This is a genomic window from Streptomyces sp. NPDC057900, assembly GCF_042887885.1.
Taxonomy (GTDB): domain Bacteria; phylum Actinomycetota; class Actinomycetes; order Streptomycetales; family Streptomycetaceae; genus Streptomyces.
Genome location: NZ_JBHVOI010000001.1, coordinates 700,391 through 716,235, shown reverse-complemented (window position 1 = coordinate 716,235; position 15,845 = coordinate 700,391). Strand labels below are relative to the sequence as shown.

Here is a 15,845-nt window from a genome sequence, read left to right as displayed (position 1 = left end):
CGGTGCGCACGGCTCCCGGGCCGCTCGTACCCTACGCATCCGGCCTGTGGGTGGCGAGGGTCCTCGGGAGACGGGTGACCGGCCGCCGCACCGGAGTAGCAGGACTGGCCGCCCCGGGGGCCCCGGAATAGCTTGGCTCCCGTAGGCGGCCGAGGTACCTCCGACGGGCGGGATGGTCCGATGCAGAGCACAGCCGTACGCCTCGGCGGCGCCGAGGACCCACTGGGTCCGGGCTACAAGTGGATCGCGCTCTCGAACACCACGCTGGGTGTCCTGATCGCGACGATCAACCTGTCGATCATCCTCATCGCGCTGCCGGACATCTTCCGGGGCATCGGAGTGGACCCCCTCCAGCCGGGCAACACGAGCCTGCTGCTGTGGCTGATCATGAGCTACATGGTCGTCACCGCGGTCCTGGTGGTGAGCTTCGGCCGGCTGGGTGACATGTACGGCCGGGTCCGGATGTACAACCTGGGGTTCGCGGTCTTCACGGTCTTCTCCGTACTGCTATCGGTGACCTGGACGCACGGCACCGCCGGTGCCCTGTGGCTGATCGGGATGAGGGTGCTCCAGGGCGTGGGCGGAGCGATGCTGATGGCGAACTCGAACGCCATCCTCACCGACGCCTTCCCGCCCCGGCAGCGCGGTCTCGCCCTGGGGCTCAACCAGGTCGCGGCGATCGCGGGGTCGTTCATGGGACTCGTGCTCGGCGGGCTGCTCGGTCCCTTCGACTGGCACCTGGTGTTCCTGGTCTCCGTCCCGATCGGGCTGTTCGGCACGGTCTGGGCCTATCTGAAGCTGCGCGACACCGGCGTCCGCACCCCGGCCCGGATCGACCGGTGGGGCAACCTGACCTTCGCGGCCGGTCTGATCGCCGTGCTGTCCGGCATCACGTACGGCATCCAGCCCTACGGCGGCAACACCATGGGATGGACCAATCCGTGGGTGATCACCGCCATCGTCGGCGGGCTGGCCGTGCTGGGGCTCTTCTGCCTGATCGAGACCCGGGTCGCCCAGCCGATGTTCCATCTGGCGCTGTTCCGCATCCGCGCCTTCACGGCGGGGAACGTGGCGAGTCTCCTGGCGTCCCTGGGACGCGGCGGCCTGATGTTCATCCTGATCATCTGGCTCCAGGGGATCTGGCTGCCCCGGCACGGCTACGGCTTCGAGCAGACCCCGCTGTGGGCAGGTATCTACATGCTGCCGCTGACGATCGGTTTCCTGATCGCCGGTCCGTTCTCCGGGTGGGCCTCGGACCGCTACGGCGCCCGGCTCTTCACCACCGGCGGCATGCTCCTGGCGGCCGCCACCTTCGCGGCGCTCAAAGCCCTGCCGGTCGACTTCGACTACCCGCTCTTCGCCCTGATCCTGCTCGTCAACGGGCTGGCCATGGGGCTCTTCGCCTCGCCGAACCGGGCGGCGATCATGAACAGTCTGCCGCCGGACCAGCGTGGGGTGGGCGCGGGAATCAGCACCACCTTCCAGAACTCGGCCACCGTGCTGTCGATCGGCATCTTCTTCTCGCTGATGATCGCCGGGCTCGCGAGCACGCTGCCGGACACGCTGGCCCACGGGCTCACCGAGCAGGGCGTACCGTCCGCCGACGCGGCACGCGTCGCGGCCCTGCCACCGGTCGGCGTGCTGTTCGCGGCGCTCCTGGGATACAACCCGGTACGCAGCCTGCTCGGCCCGGAGACCCTGGCGCAACTGCCCACCAGCCACGCCGACTACCTCACCGGGCGGGCCTTCTTCCCGACGCTGATCTCCGGGCCGTTCGAGCAGGGCCTCTCCGTGGCCTTCGACTTCGCCATCGCGGCGTGCCTGGTGGCGGCGGTCGTCTCGCTGCTGCGCGGCGGCCGTTACGTACACGGCGAGACGGAGACGGAGACCGCGAAGGCCTGACGCCCCCGTGCCCGCCGGGGCTGTCAGGCGCGGCGGCGCAGCCGCAGCGGGGCGTACACGGCGAGGGCCGCCAGGAACGCCACCCCGTAGGCGAGGTCCGCCCCGTGCAGTGCCCGCGCCACCGGGCCCACGTACAGGCTCGTGTTCATGAACGGCACCGCCGCGGCGAAGGCCGCGGCGAAAGCGGTGAGCGCCGGCCACCACGGCTGGGGGCGGGAGCTCTCGGCGGCCAGGTCGACGGGGGAGCCGCCGCGCGCCCGCGCCCGGACGATCCAGTCGACGGCCACGATCGCGACGAACCCGGGGATCCAGTAGCCGACGAGCAGCAGCACGTTCTGGAAGCGGGCCGTCGTGTCGGCCGCGTGCATCCACAGGACGAGCGGGAAGCCGAGGGCGGCGGCGAGCGCGGCGGCGACGGGGCGCGGCAGGCGGACGCCCATGGTCTGGAGGGCCAGCGAGCCGCTGTAGTCGTTCATGGCGTTGCTGCACAGCGCGGCGAGTGCCACGGCGAGCAGCCCGAACGCGCCGAGCGCGCCCCCGCCCAGCAGGGTGTCGATGCCGTGCGCGGTCTGGTCGGTGAAGACGGACGCACCCCACAGGCCGAGCGTCTGGACCGCCACGAACGAGACGCTGATGCCGAGCAGCGTGCACCAGAACATCCGGGGCCGCGACGTGGTGCGCGGCAGATAGCGGCTGAAGTCGCTGGCGTACGGCGCCCAGGACAGCGCCAGGCTCAGGGCGACGGTGCACGTCAGGACGAACGCGCCCGCCCGGTCCGCGCCGTGCGCGGTGCCGGTCGCGGCGGGGTGCACCCCGTCCAGCAGCTTCGTGGCGAGCACCGCGAAGGCGGCGGCGAGGACGAAGGTCATCACAGTCTGGAGCCGGTGGATCACCTCATATCCCAGGACGCCGAGCGCGCCCTGGGCCGCCATCATGACCAGCACTCCCAGCCAGAACGGCCAGCCGCACAACTGGGCCAGCGCCTCCCCGCCGAACAGTTCGATCAGCGCGTCCCAGGCGATGGACGACAGCCACTGGAGCGTGCCCGGCAGCAGCACACCCCGGCCGAACGCCAGCCGGGCGAGCGGGAGTTGTCCGGCGCCTGTCTGGCTGCCCCAGGTGCCCAGATACGCGGTGGGAACGGCACCCACGAGGGTGCCGAGCACGACGGCGGTGAGCGCCGTGGCGAAGTCCAGGCCCAGCGCGATGCCGACGGTGCCGGTGAAGACCCCGGTCATGGTCAGGTTGGGGGCGAACCAGACGGTGAACAGCCGGCCGGGCCCGCCGTAGCGGCGGTCCTCGGGGACGGGGGCTATCCCGTGCGCCTCGACGCGCAGATCGCCGGGGGCGGTGGGCATCCGCCCGTCGAACGCGGGCCGAGGGTCCGTGGCCGCGCGCTCGTCCTGGGCATACGGCAATGACATGAAGACATCCCTCCGCCAGTGCTAACTGGTTCAGGTTCGACGGGTGTGTTCTCAGCCCCTGTGCGGGGCACCCCGTGTCCGGTGTGGCGGCCAGGATAGCCGGGTGCGTGTGCGCGTAGCGCGACGGGAGGCAGTGCGCAACCGGCTCACGCTGGAGTTCCGGCAGGCCGACGGGACCAGGCCGGCCCCGGTCAGCTGAAGAGCTTGGCCACGAATGCGGAAAGATTGGCCGATGTGCGGGCGATCTGCTCCTCCACCGTCAGCGACTCCTTGAACCGGGCGCCGGAGGGCACGGCCTTCTTCCCCCGGACGTAGAGCGAACAGGCCAGGTCGGTGCACATGTACAGGCCGACCGAATTGCCATCGCGCCCGGACTGCCCGGTCTTGCGGGCGGTCATCAGGGAGACCCCGCTGCCGGGGTGCGTGGTCAGACAGAGCGAGCACATGCTCCGGTGCAGGAAGCCGCGCTGCTGGGAGGGGAAGCGGAGCGTGATGCCCGCCGTCCGGCCGTCGTACTCGGTGACGATGTAGCTGCGCCCGGGAGCGGACAGGTCACGCCAGCCGAGGAAGTCCAGATCCTCCCACGGCAGCTCCTCGAAATCGCGGGGGAGCGGCAGACGCTTGGCTTCCCCCTTGGAGCAGTTGACGAACGATGTGCGGATGTCCTGCTCGGTCACGGCCTTCATGACATCGACGCTAACTCTGCCTACGACCCCTAGGCAAACGAATAAATGATTTAGGGGTTCACCTGCGTACCCTCGGGCAGGACGCTCAGCCGATGGGCGGGCGGGTGCTCGATGCCGAGGTCGGGGCGCCAGGCCGCGAGGATCTGCGCCGAGGGGTCGAACAATGGCGTCGGCAGTTCCTCGGGGCGGGTCCACCGCCAGGTACTGATCAGATGGGGTTCTGTCACCTGTGGGCTGCCCGACTCCACCGTGACCAGGGCGGCCATCGTCACCCGGTTGATGCCACCGGCCACGTCGTGCAGCATCGCGAAGACGGCCATGCCGTCCTCGGGGACCTCAAGCCCGGTCTCCTCGCGCAGCTCCCGCACCGCCGCCGCCGCGACGCCCTCGCCCGTCGGATCGACCTTCCCGCCGGGCAGCTCCCAGCTGCCGCTGTGATGCCGGCCGAGCAGGACGCGCCCTTCGGCGTCCCGCACGATCACGCCCACCCCCAGGGCGGCCTGGGCCTGTGGCGGCCGGGAGTTGCGGTCCGGGATCCGTGCCGTTTCGCTGTCCATGTCTGCTCCTCGGATCGGACTCATCGGCGGCCGGTGACCGCCACAAGGTGTCGAGCCTAAGGGCGGGCGGCGCGGGCGCCCGCGGTCATCCGGCCAGCCGCAACGACGTCGGCGCGATGCCGAGCCGCACCGTCTGCCCCCACGCCAGCTCCAGCGCGTCCGACTCCATACCGTCACCGAAGACGACCACCCGGTCGGACTCCACGGTCAGCCGCAGCCCCTGCCCGCGCCCCAGCTCGCCCGAGACCAGCGAGGTGCCGGTGACGGGCGAGGGCCAGGCCTCCCGGACGAACCAGAGCAGCCGGGGGTCTGTGGGCGACGGCAGCGTGAGCGGGCTGCGGCGTTCCTGCCACAGGGAGCGCAGCCAGCCGGTGGCGCCGGTGCCGGTGCCGACCAGGACGCCGGAGGACGCCTGCGGTTCCGCGGGGGAGTCCGCCGTGTCGGGGCCGAGCCGGTAGCGGGCCGTCTGGTGCCCCGGCGGGCCGAGATAGATCTCGTTGAGCGCCAGCAGCCGCTGGGTGTCGTCGGCCACCGCCTCGACCATCGTCAGCTCGTCCGCCGTGCCGCCCGGCGTCACGGCCGCCCGCAGCAGCGCCGCCGCGTCGGCGGGCCGGTGGCGGACCAGGACCCCGGGATTGCGTCCGGGATCGGTGTCGATGCCCACGACCGGCTGCCCGGAGAGGTACTTGGCGGCGTTGGCGACCAGGCCGTCCTGGCCGACCACGACCACCACGTCCTCGGGCGCGAACAGGAACCGGTCCAGATCCTGGCGCTCCACCCGGGACTGCCGCCACTGGAGCGGAACGGCAGCCGCCACATCGCTGAGCGCCTGCCGGGTCCGCTCGTGCCGCCGGGCCACCTCCTCGATGGACCGGCCCCGGCTCGACAGGAAGAACGCGGCCTGACCGTGCGTGCCGTGCCGGGCCAGCAACTCCTCGTACTCGGTGGTGCGATGGACCAGCACCGCTCGCGGCGCCAGGCTCATGCCCGGCTCTCGGGGGAGGGCCCGCCGAGCTTGGTGAGCAGTCCGGTGAGGACGTCGGGCGAGAGGGTGAGGCTGTCGATGCGCGGCAGGTTCTCCGCGAGCCGGGTGGCGGCCAGCGCGTGCAGGGTCGCGGCCTCCACCTCTCCGTGCACCCGCAGCCAGGCCGCCTGGGACTCGGCGCGGGCCGCCCCGACCTCACGCGCCGACTCCGCCTCGGCACGGGCGAGGCGCACCTTGCGCGCCGCCTCGGCCTCGGCGCGCACACCGTCGGCGGCGGCGTTCTCCTCCGCCTCGCGCCGGGTGTTGGTGCCGCGCTGCTCGACCAGCTGCTCCTCGCGGCGTGCCAGCTCGATCTGGCTGGCCAGCTCGTTCTCAGCGATGGTCCGCTCGCGCTCGACGGCGACGGCCCGCCGTTCGTACGTCGCGCGGTCGGCCTCCTGCTGGATCTGCTCCCTGGCGGGGGTGCGCAGGGCCCGCTCCACCTCTGCCTCCGGCCGGATGGCGACGACGCGCACGGCCACCACCTCGATCCCGGTGGCGGGCAGCCGGGGCTCGTCGGCCAGCCCGGCGGCGACCCGTTCGCGTACGGCGGCGACGCCGTCGACCAGTGCGCCTGCCAGCGGGGTGCGGGCCAGCACGTCCAGGGTGTGCTGCTGGGCCGTCTCGGTGAGCAGCGTCGCGATCTGCTCCAGCGGTGCGCCGCGCCAGACGCCGGTGTCGGGGTCCACGGAGAAGTCGAGGCGCGCGGCGGCCTCGGCCGGATCGCTGATCCGGTACGTCACGGTGGCCTGCACGGTGACGTCCTGGAAGTCGGCGGTGCGGGCGTGGAAGGCCATGGCCAGTTCGCGGTCGTTGACCGGCACCTCGGAGAGCGCGGCGCTGAGCGACCGGTACCAGAAGCTCAGCCCGGCGCCGTCGTGGGCGAGGACGCCGCGTTTGTGGTGGCGGATGTGGGCCGTGGGCGCGGAGCGCAGATGGCGCCAGCCGAAGCGCCTGGTGATGTCGGCCATGGTGGGACCCCCTTGTTTTCGTCATGAAGACGATAACGGCGCCGCGCCATATCGTCAAGGGGACGAGAAGGGGGAGTGGTGGCAGCTGTGAGCGCGTACGAAAACGGGCGGCCGGTGACCTCCGAAGAAGTCACCGGCCGCCCGGACGGTGCGCCGCCCCCGTCCCCACGGTGCGGCGCGTGCGGGCCGTCGTCATCCGCTGGGGCGACGGCCCACGTCTTTCAGGGCCCGGACGCGGGAGCGCCCAGGCCGAGTGCGGGAAGGACGGCGCCCTCCACGAAGCGGACCAGGAAGTTCTCGTCCGCGCAGCTCCCCTCCAGCAGGGGCCGGGCGCGCATCACGCCCAGCAACTGCGCGGAGACGAACTCCGTGGCGGGGTTGTCCGCCGCCACCTCGCCACGTTCCACGCCGCGCCTGACCATGGCGTCGAGAGCCGCCAGCTCCGGCAGGATCAGCGACTCGCGCAGCGCGCACAGCAGCTCGGGGCTCTGGAGCGCGGCGTGGCTCAACGCCAGCATCAGCGTGGTGTCGCGGCCCGAACCCTCACCGATGGCCTTCGCCGCCGCGCGCAGGTCTCCCGCCAGCGTGCCCGTGTCGATCCTCGGCAGCAGTCCGCGCCGGGTGCCGTGCAGGGCGGCGACGACCAGCTCCGGTTTGGAGCCCCACTGCCGGTAGAGCGTGGACTTGCCGCAGCGGGACCGGGCGGCGACGCCCTCCATGGTGAGTGACTCGTAGCCGCTCTCCCTGAGCATGTCGAGGACGGCGGTGTAGAGCTCCTGGGCCCGTTCCGGCGTGATTTTCGAGCGGCGTGGCGCGGGCGCCGTCTCCTGCTCGGTTTCCTGCGACGACATGCGCGTTCCCTCTCTGCGACTCTGCGACGAGGTCCATCGATACGCCAGTGTACCGATACGCGAGTGTTCCGATACGCCCGCGTATCGGTACACTGGCGTATCGATACGGCATGGGCTGATCCATGCCGCCGTAACACCGCTTCGTCAGCAAAGGGGCACCGGGTGATGTTCGCCGGTAGCAGGCCCGCAGATCAGGAGCCGGACAGCGCTGCCCGACCGCCCCTCGTCCGCGAGCTTCTTCTCGTCGTGGGGCTTTTCGCGATCTACAAGTTCGGCCGCCAGGCCGCCAACGGCCACGTCGATGAGGCGTTCCACAACGCCGGACACGTCTGGGACTTCGAACGCGCCGCGCACCTGCCCGGCGAGGGAACCGTGCAGGGGCTGCTGCTCCACAACGAGACGCTGATCCACCTGGCGAACACCTACTACGCCACGGTGCACTTCCCGGCCACCCTGCTCTTCCTGGCCTGGCTGTACTGGCGCCGACCGCGCCACTACGTCTGGTCGCGGCGCGTCCTCGCCGTCCTGACCGGTGCCGCACTCGCCCTGCACCTGATCTTCCCGCTCGCCCCGCCCCGGCTGCTCGCCGCCGCCGGCCTCGTCGACACCGGGCAGGTGTACGGGCCGACGGTCTACGGAGCGACGCCCGCCACCGACTCGATGGCGAACCAGTTCGCGGCGATGCCCTCACTGCACTTCGGCTGGGCGGTCATGGTCGGCGTCGGCCTCGTCGTCGCGACCCGTTCCCGGTGGCGCTGGCTGTGGCTGCTGCACCCGGCGATCACCCTGTTCGTCATAGTCGGCACCGCCAACCACTACTGGCTCGACTCGATCGTGGTCGCCGCACTGCTCTCGGTGGCCCTCGCGGCCCTGCGCCTGCCGCGCACCGAACCGGTCAGGCACGTCGCCTGGCCGGCCGCCGCGGCGGGCCCGTACGCCGGCGGTTCCTACGCCGTCCCCGCTCCCGCTGTTCACACTGCCCTCCCCGCCCGGTCCGGCGACCGCTCCCCGTCCTACGCCGCGTCCGGAGCCGGACGATGAACGCCACCCTGATCGCCGTCGCGCTGTCCCTGGTCTCCGCCGCCGCCTACGCGTCGGCCGCGGTCGCCCAGGCACGGCTCGCCGGGCGCACCGCACCCGGGACCGGGACGCTCCGGCTGCTCGGGCACGGGGCGTGGTGGTCGGCCGTCGGGCTGAACGCCGGCGGCGCGCTGCTGCACGTGGCCGCGCTGAAGTACGGCCCGCTCACCCTGGTCCAGCCGCTCGGCGCCCTCACCCTGGTCGCCGCCGTCCCGCTCGGCGCCCGCGCGGCCGGACGCCGCGTCTCCACGACAGAATGGCGCGGCACCCTGCTCACCCTGCTCGGCCTCGGGGCCCTGCTGACCACCGCGGGCGGCTCCGCCCCGCATCAGACCCTCAGCCTGGTCGAGGCGCTCGCCGTGGGCGCCGGAACCATGGCGGTCGTGGCGGGCCTCAGCCGTCCCGGCGCCCGCCCGGGGCTGCGGCACGCGGCGGCCTCCGGCATCACCTCCGGTGTCGCCTCCGCGCTCACCCAGACCCTCACGGTCGCCGTCACCGACCACACCACGGGCCCGCTGTTCAGCTGGCGCCTGGTGGTCGTCGCGCTCCTCGTCTCGGCGTTCGCGATGGGCGGGCTGCTGCTCTCCCAGACGGCCTACCGGGGCGGCCTCGGCGCACCGCTCGCCGTGGTCACCCTCGCCAACCCCGTCGCCGCGGCGGCCATCGGCCTCGCGCTGCTCGGGGAGCGCCTCCAGGGCGGGACGATCAGCCTGGTCGCGGCGCTGCTCGGCTCGGCCGCCGCGGTACGCGGAGTGTTCCTGCTCAGCCGCGCACAGGCCGGGGCGGCGCCCGTCGCCGCGCCCGTGCCCGCGCCGGACGCCCCCGTACCGTCGCGGGTGGTCATCAGGAGCCCGCGCGCGCTCCGCCCGGAGCACGGACACCTCCGCAGGATCAGGGCCGGGCGCTCCTGAACCGTGCGGTGAAGGGCCCGAGCACGCGGTGAAGGCCCAGGCCGGTTATTGAGGGCCGGGTTCCGCCGGGGCGACGGCGGCGTCATCGGCCAGTGCGCGGGTCAGCCAGCCGATCCAGAAGTTCTCCAGGTCGATGCCGCCCCGCAGCACGAGATGACGCAGCCGGTCCTCCGCCGCGGTGCGCTCCGGAGGGAAATCCCGCTCCTCGATCGCCAGATACTCCGCGAGCTGCTGCCGGTGCAGCGCCAGATGCCGGCGCAGCTCGGTCTCCAGGCCCGGCGCCCCGACGACCGCCGCCGCCCGCATCCGCAGCAGCAGGGGGTCACGGACCTGCTTCGGGTCCTCCGGACGTGCCACCCACTCGGACAGCGCTTCGCGGCCCGCCGGCAGCACCTCGTACTCCTTCTTCCGGCCCCTGGCGGGCTGCGCCGGGACGAGCGCCCTGATCTGCCCGGCCCGCTCCAGCTTTCCCAGCTCCCGGTAGATCTGCTGGTGGGTGGACGGCCAGAAGTAGCCGATCGAACGGTCGAACCTGCGGGTCAGCTCCAGCCCCGAGGAAGGCTTTTCGAGCAGGGCGGTGAGGATCGCGTGCGGGAGTGACATGGGGTGCATCCTAAGGACGGCCGGGCGGCCGGGTGCCCAGCCGTTCGGACACCCGGACACGCTCGGTCAGAGCGCGGCGGCGAGCTCCGTGCCCTGACGGATCGCCCGCTTGGCGTCCAGCTCGGCCGCGACGTCCGCGCCGCCGATCAGATGCGCCGCCCTGCCCGCGGCGAGCAGCTCCTCGTACAGCTCCCGCCGGGGCTCCTGGCCCGCGCACAGCACCACCGTGTCGACCGGCAGCAACCGCTGCTCGCCGTCGACCGTGAGGTGCAGCCCGTCGTCGTCGATGCGCTCGTAGCCCACGCCCGCCAGCATGGTCACGCCGCGGTGCCGGAGCTCGGTGCGGTGGATCCACCCCGTCGTCTTCCCGAGCCCCGCGCCGACCTTGCTCGCCCTGCGCTGGAGCAGATGGACCGTACGCGGCGACTTCGGGCGCTCTGCGGTGCCCAGTCCGCCCCGTTCCCGGTACTCCGTGTCCACCCCCCACTGCCGGAAGAACGCCTCCGGGTCCAGGCTCGCCGCGTCCCCGCCGTCGGTCAGGAACTCGGCCACGTCGAAACCGATCCCGCCCGCCCCGACAAGCGCGACCCGGTCGCCCACCGGCGCCCCGTGGCGCAGGACGTCGAGGTAGCTGACCACGCTGGGGTGGTCGACGCCCGGGATCGCGGGGGTGCGCGGCGTGACCCCGGTGGCCAGCACGATCTCGTCGAAATCGTCGAGCTGCTCCGCGGTGACCGCGGCACCGAGCCGGACCCCGACCTTCTCCTCCGCCAGCCGGGTACGGAAGTAGCGCAGCGTCTCGTTGAACTCTTCCTTGCCCGGCACCCGGCGCGCCACGTTGAGCTGCCCGCCGATCTCCTCCGCCGCGTCGAACAGCGTCACCTCGTGGCCGCGCTCGGCCGCCGTCACGGCACACGCGAGTCCGGCGGGACCGGCGCCGACGACCGCGACCCGCTTGCGGGTCCTGGTCGGTGACAGCGTGAGCTCCGTCTCGTGGCAGGCCCGCGGATTGACCAGGCAGGAGGTGACCTGACCGCTGAAGATGTGGTCCAGACAGGCCTGGTTGCAGCCGATGCAGGTGTTGATCGCGTCCGCGCGGCCCTCGCTCGCCTTCACCACGAAGTCCGGGTCGGCGAGGAACGGCCTGGCCATCGACACCATGTCCGCGCGCCCCGCCGCGAGGATCTCCTCCGCGACCTCCGGGGTGTTGATCCGGTTGCTCGTCACCAGCGGTACGGAGACGGCGCCGCGCACCTTCTCGGTGACCCAGGTGAACGCGCCGCGCGGCACCGACGTCGCGATGGTCGGGATGCGCGCCTCGTGCCAGCCGATGCCGGTGTTGATGATCGTCGCCCCGGCCGCCTCGATCTCCCGGGCGAGCCGCACGACCTCCTCCAGCGAAGAGCCGCCGGGCACCAGGTCCAGCATCGAGAGCCGGTAGATCAGGATGAAGTCGCTGCCGACCCGCTCGCGGACCCGCCGCACGATCTCCAGGGGGAAGCGGATCCGGTTCTCGTACGAGCCGCCCCAGCGGTCGTCGCGGTGATTGGTCTCGGCGGCGATGAACTCATTGATCAAGTAGCCCTCGGAGCCCATGATCTCGACGCCGTCGTAACCCGCGCGCCGCGCCAGCGCGGCCGCCGTGACGAAGTCCTCGATGGTCGACTCGATCTCTTCGTCGGTGAGCGCGTGCGGGGTGAACGCGCTGATCGGCGCCTTGACCGCGCTCGGTGCCACCAGACCGGGGTGATGGGCGTAACGCCCGAAGTGCAGGATCTGCATGGCGATCCGGCCGCCCGCCGCATGCACGGCAGAGGTCACCCGCGCGTGTTCGGCCGCCTCCGCCTCCGTGGTCATCTTCGCGCCGCCGGGAAAGGTGCAGCCGGCGTCGTTCGGCGCGATGCCGCCGGTGACCATCAGGCCCACGCCGCCGCGCGCGCGGGCGGCGTAGAACGCGGCCATGCGCTCGAAGCCGTGCTCGACCTCCTCCAGACCGATGTGCATCGATCCCATCAGGACCCGGTTCGGGAGAGTGGTGAACCCGAGGTCGAGCGGGCTCAGCAGATGCGGGTACGGGCTCATGCGGCGGCTCCTCGCGCAGTGTCGTCGCACCAGTTCTAGAGCACCGCAACGCCATTGTGCAACAAGTTGCACAATGGCGTACGTCGCACTGTGTCACGGGTCACCCGTCCTTTGGCGGTGCCCGGACGGCCTAACAACGTGACCCGTCGGGGCGCCGGGGCGCGGAGAGTGGATCCGTACCGCACCCGGGGCCCCTATCCGTCCGGCCGGGCCCCCGAACCCTCCCGGAGAACCCCATGGGCAGCGTGAACCGTCGTGACCTCGGCCTCCTTCTCCTGCGCGTCGGCACCGGCGCGGTGCTGGCAGCGCACGGCAGCCAGAAACTGGTGGGCTGGTTCGGCGGCGGAGGCATCGAGGGCACCACCGCCGCGATGGAGGCGATGGGCTTCCACCCGCCGAAGCACAGCGCGGTCGCGGCCGGACTGGGCGAGGCCGGCGGCGGCGCGCTGCTGGCCCTGGGCCTGGCCACGCCCGCGGCGGGTGCGGCGGCCGCCGGTGCCATGGCCGGTGCCGTGGCCGTCCACGCGCCCGCCGGATTCTTCGCACAGGGCGGCGGATACGAGTACCCGGCCTTCCTCGGGTTCACCGCTGCCGCGATCGGACTGATCGGCCCCGGCCGCTACTCCGTGGACCAGGCCACCTGTCACGTGTTCAACCGGCCCTGGACGGTGGCGCTGGCCTTCGCGGGCGGCGCGGTGGCGGCCGCCGCCGTCGTCGGCAAGCGGGCCAGGGGACAGGTCCCGGCCCCGGCGCCCGCTCCGGAGGAGTTCTGATCCGGCGGGGGACCTGAGCCCGGGGTTCCTCGCCGACCGCTCGGGGCCCGTCCGGTCCAGCCCTGTCCCGTCCGGTCAGTTCGGTGGTCTGCGGCGGCCGCGCTTCGCCGCCGCGACCAGCGCGGGCACCGTGGCGAGTTTGACCCGCGGGCGGCCCTGCTCGCGGCCGCCCGCCAGCTCGGCCCGTTCGATGGCCGCCAGCCCCCTGGCGTCGATGACATCGCGGCCCCGGCTCCGGGCGAGGCGGTGGAACGCCCGGGGCGGGGGAGTGGGGGAGGGCAGTACGCCCGCCACGGCGTCCGCCAGGAGGGAGCCGACGGTCTCGGCGGCGCAGGTGCGATTGGCCCCGATGCCGCCCGACGGGCCCCGCTTGATCCAGCCGACGACGTAGGTCGCGGCCATGCCGGTGACCCGGCCGCCCTCGTGCGGAACGGTTCCGGTCGTCTCGTCGAAGGGCAGCCCCGGCACCGGCAGACCCCGGTATCCGATCGCCCGCAGGAACAGCCCCGCGGATATCTCCCGCCGCCCCTCGGCGGCCGTCACCCGTACCGCCTCGACCTGGTCCCGGCCGAGCACTTCAGCCGGGGCCGCGTGGAAGCGGAAGACGATGCGCCGTGCGGCGGCCGGTGTACGCGAACGGCCTGCCGTCTCCCGTGGCATGTCCCGGAACAGCGCGGCCTTCTCGCCCGGCGCTGCGGCATCGATCGCCGCGCCCGTCCTCCGGTCGCTGTCGTCGACGACCACCTCCACACCCGGCAGGTGCTTGAGGGCGAGCAGTTCGGAGGCGGTGCAGGCGGTGTGCTCCGGGCCGCGCCGCCCGAGCAGCACCACCTCGCGCACCCTTGAGTCCCGCAGGGCCGACAGCGCGTGACCGGCGATGTCCGTGTCCGCCAGGGCGGCCGGATCCGTGACGAGGATGCGCGCGACGTCGAGCGCGACGTTGCCGTTCCCGGCGACGACCACCCGGTCCGCCGTCAGGGCGACGCTTTCCGGCGGCGTCTCCGGGTGGGCGTTGTACCAGGACACGAACGAGGTGGCCGAGATGCTGCCCGGCAGGTCCTCGCCCGGTATGCCGAGCCGTCGGCCGGTGGAGGCGCCGACCGCGTAGATCACCGCGTCGTGGTGCTCGGCGAGCTCCGCCACGGTGACGTCCCGGCCCACCTCGACGCCCAGGGCCATGCGTACCCGGGGGTGCGAGTGGAAGCGCGCGAACGTCTCGCCCGCCTTCTTCGTCGCGGGGTGATCGGGCGCGACGCCGTACCGCACCAGGCCTCCCGCCACCGGCAGCCGGTCCACCAGCGTGACCTCGGCGTTGGTGTGCAGCAGCAGGTCCTCCGCGGCGTACATCCCGGCCGGTCCGGTGCCGACGACCGCCACCCGGATCGGCGCGAAACCGGACGGCAGGCTGCGCGGGAACGAGGGCGCGCCCCAGGCATGGAAGTTCGGCCCGGCGACGGGCTCCGGATCCCGGTCCTCGAAGTAGGCGGCGTTGATCGCGGCGTACTCCTTGCGCGCCCCGAAGAGGCTGTCCACCGGGAAGACGGCGTCGACCGGGCAGGCATCCGCACAGGCGCCGCAGTCGATGCAGGTCGCCGGATCGACGTAGAGCATCTCGGTGCTGCCGAAGGCCTGTTCCTCCGGGGTCGGGTGAATGCAGTTGACGGGGCACACGGCCACGCAGGTGGCATCGCTGCAGCAGGTCTGGGTGATGGCGTAGGTCATCTCGGCATCTCGTCGGCTCGGTCGCTCGGTCGCGCGGTCGGTTCGGTCGGCGCGCCGGTCAGATCAGGGAGGCGCGCTTGTAGAAGAAGAGGGCCGGTTTGGTGAGGAGCCGCGCCGAGGCGAGGAACTCCATCAGGCCCGAACAGCTGGACCGCATCAGCGACTTGTGGTGCTCGTTGGCCCCCGCCTCGCTACGGGCGCGCTCGCTGTCCAGACCGGCGTTCGCGTAGACGTCCTGGTTCACCATGCTGGTGACGATGTAGTACGAGGCGATCGCGACCACGAGGGAGTTGATGTGGCGGCGCACCGGACCCGCGTTCCGCAGCCGCCTGCGGGTCTCGTCACGGGCGAACTTCATGTGCCGTGACTCCTCGACCACGTGGATGTTGTTGATGGTGCGGACGAACGGCGCGACCCGCTCGTCCCGCATCCAGTCGCGCTGCATCACGTCGAGCACCTCCTCGGCGACGAGGATCGCCGCGTAGGCGGCCTCTCCGAAGGCAAGTGTCTTGAAGGCCCTGCCCAGTTCGACCACCGCGCGGTGCGGCCGGTAGGCCGGTGCGCCGAGCTTCGCCGCGCCCCGGGCGAACATGATGGAGTGCCGGCACTCGTCGGCCACCTCGGTGAGCGCCCACTGGAACCGCGGGTCGGTCGGGTCCTTCGCGTACATGTCGCGCAACACCATCTGCTGCAGGATCATCTCGAACCAGATGCCCGTACTGGCGACGGACGCGGCCTCCTGGCGGGTCAGGGCCTTGCGCTGGGCCTCGGTCAACTCCTGCCAGTACGCGGTCCCGTAGAGCGTGCTCCACTCGGGGCTCGCGCCGTGGTGGTCCGGGTCCAAGGGGGTGTCCCAGTCCACCTCCGCGGCCGGGTCGTACGACAGCTTCGCGGCCGAGTCGAGCAGACGCCGGGCGACGTCCTGCCCGGCGGACCGGTCCTGGTGGTGGTCCTCCGGCCGAACAGTGCTGCTTGCCATGGAGCGGCTCCTTGAATCGAGGGAGATCGACCCGACGGCGCCCGACCGGAGCCTCATCCCTGCCCTCTCGATGAGACAGCCGGCCGCCGGACACCGTCCTCGCTTATTAGACGTGGCGTCTAGCAAGCTGTTGGACGGAAGGTATAACAAGAGCGGGCGTCGGCCTAGCCCTGTGCGACACATTCGTACGGTCTCTCCACGACGCGTCGGCGTCCCGGCCGCAACTCCGCCCGGCGCGGAGCCCGGCCGGAGGTCTGGCTGGGGGTCCGGCTGGGTCCGG

General features: G+C 72.3%; 14 protein-coding genes and 1 riboswitch. Of the genes, 4 read left to right on the top strand and 10 right to left on the bottom strand.

Annotation, left to right across the window (positions count from 1 at the left end; genetic code table 11):
- Positions 1-180: 180 nt before the first annotated feature.
- A complete protein-coding gene (locus tag ACFVQ0_RS02870; protein ID WP_390083917.1) occupies positions 181-1,902 on the top strand; it encodes an MFS transporter in 1,722 nt (573 codons plus the stop codon).
- Between the two features lie 23 nt (positions 1,903-1,925).
- On the opposite strand, the gene ACFVQ0_RS02865 is transcribed toward ACFVQ0_RS02870, so the two are convergent.
- The 6 genes from ACFVQ0_RS02865 to ACFVQ0_RS02840 form a co-directional block, all read right to left on the bottom strand.
- Positions 1,926-3,326 carry a purine-cytosine permease family protein gene (locus ACFVQ0_RS02865; protein ID WP_390083915.1) on the bottom strand — a complete coding sequence of 467 codons (1,401 nt, stop codon included), beginning with the start codon at positions 3,324-3,326 and terminating at the stop codon, positions 1,926-1,928.
- Positions 3,317-3,411, bottom strand: a riboswitch (TPP riboswitch). (Overlaps the previous gene by 10 nt.)
- A 106-nt stretch (positions 3,412-3,517) precedes the next feature.
- Complete coding sequence (locus tag ACFVQ0_RS02860; protein WP_390083913.1) at positions 3,518-4,012, bottom strand: FBP domain-containing protein; 495 nt, start codon at positions 4,010-4,012, stop codon at positions 3,518-3,520.
- 50 nt (positions 4,013-4,062) lie between these two features.
- Positions 4,063-4,569: an NUDIX hydrolase gene (locus ACFVQ0_RS02855; RefSeq protein WP_390083911.1), complete on the bottom strand. Its 507-nt coding sequence runs from the start codon at positions 4,567-4,569 to the stop codon at positions 4,063-4,065.
- Positions 4,570-4,654: 85 nt separating this feature from the next.
- Entirely contained in the window at positions 4,655-5,554 is a 900-nt protein-coding gene (locus tag ACFVQ0_RS02850; RefSeq protein WP_390083909.1) for a hypothetical protein, read from the bottom strand.
- Positions 5,551-6,564 (bottom strand): SPFH domain-containing protein, encoded by a 1,014-nt coding sequence (locus tag ACFVQ0_RS02845; RefSeq protein WP_390083907.1) that lies wholly within the window; start codon positions 6,562-6,564, stop codon positions 5,551-5,553. Before ACFVQ0_RS02845 ends, ACFVQ0_RS02850 begins: the two co-directional genes overlap by 4 nt.
- Before the next feature lie 221 nt (positions 6,565-6,785).
- Positions 6,786-7,415, bottom strand: coding sequence for a TetR/AcrR family transcriptional regulator (locus ACFVQ0_RS02840; protein ID WP_390083906.1), 630 nt, complete (start codon positions 7,413-7,415; stop codon positions 6,786-6,788).
- A gap of 165 nt (positions 7,416-7,580) precedes the next feature.
- Between ACFVQ0_RS02840 and ACFVQ0_RS02835 the strand changes: the two genes are divergently transcribed.
- On the top strand, positions 7,581-8,456 hold the full coding sequence (locus ACFVQ0_RS02835; protein ID WP_390083904.1) for a phosphatase PAP2 family protein: 876 nt from the start codon (positions 7,581-7,583) through the stop codon (positions 8,454-8,456).
- On the top strand, positions 8,453-9,406 hold the full coding sequence (locus ACFVQ0_RS02830; RefSeq protein ID WP_390083902.1) for a hypothetical protein: 954 nt from the start codon (positions 8,453-8,455) through the stop codon (positions 9,404-9,406). Before ACFVQ0_RS02835 ends, ACFVQ0_RS02830 begins: the two co-directional genes overlap by 4 nt.
- A 45-nt stretch (positions 9,407-9,451) precedes the next feature.
- Here ACFVQ0_RS02830 and ACFVQ0_RS02825 read toward each other — a convergent pair whose 3' ends face one another.
- Both ACFVQ0_RS02825 and ACFVQ0_RS02820 read right to left on the bottom strand, forming a co-directional pair.
- Complete coding sequence (locus ACFVQ0_RS02825) at positions 9,452-10,009, bottom strand: PadR family transcriptional regulator (protein ID WP_390083900.1); 558 nt, start codon at positions 10,007-10,009, stop codon at positions 9,452-9,454.
- A 66-nt stretch (positions 10,010-10,075) separates the two neighbouring features.
- On the bottom strand, positions 10,076-12,091 hold the full coding sequence (locus tag ACFVQ0_RS02820; RefSeq protein ID WP_390083898.1) for an FAD-dependent oxidoreductase: 2,016 nt from the start codon (positions 12,089-12,091) through the stop codon (positions 10,076-10,078).
- A 236-nt stretch (positions 12,092-12,327) separates the two neighbouring features.
- Here ACFVQ0_RS02820 and ACFVQ0_RS02815 point away from each other — a divergent pair, with 236 nt between their 5' ends.
- Positions 12,328-12,864, top strand: a complete 537-nt coding sequence (locus ACFVQ0_RS02815; RefSeq protein WP_390083896.1) for a DoxX family membrane protein — start codon at positions 12,328-12,330, stop codon at positions 12,862-12,864.
- Between the two features lie 75 nt (positions 12,865-12,939).
- Here ACFVQ0_RS02815 and ACFVQ0_RS02810 read toward each other — a convergent pair whose 3' ends face one another.
- Together ACFVQ0_RS02810 and ACFVQ0_RS02805 are read right to left on the bottom strand one after the other, a co-directional pair.
- Positions 12,940-14,586 carry an FAD-dependent oxidoreductase gene (locus ACFVQ0_RS02810; RefSeq protein WP_390083894.1) on the bottom strand — a complete coding sequence of 549 codons (1,647 nt, stop codon included), beginning with the start codon at positions 14,584-14,586 and terminating at the stop codon, positions 12,940-12,942.
- A gap of 58 nt (positions 14,587-14,644) precedes the next feature.
- Positions 14,645-15,565 (bottom strand): diiron oxygenase, encoded by a 921-nt coding sequence (locus tag ACFVQ0_RS02805; RefSeq protein ID WP_390083892.1) that lies wholly within the window; start codon positions 15,563-15,565, stop codon positions 14,645-14,647.
- Positions 15,566-15,845 lie beyond the last annotated feature (280 nt).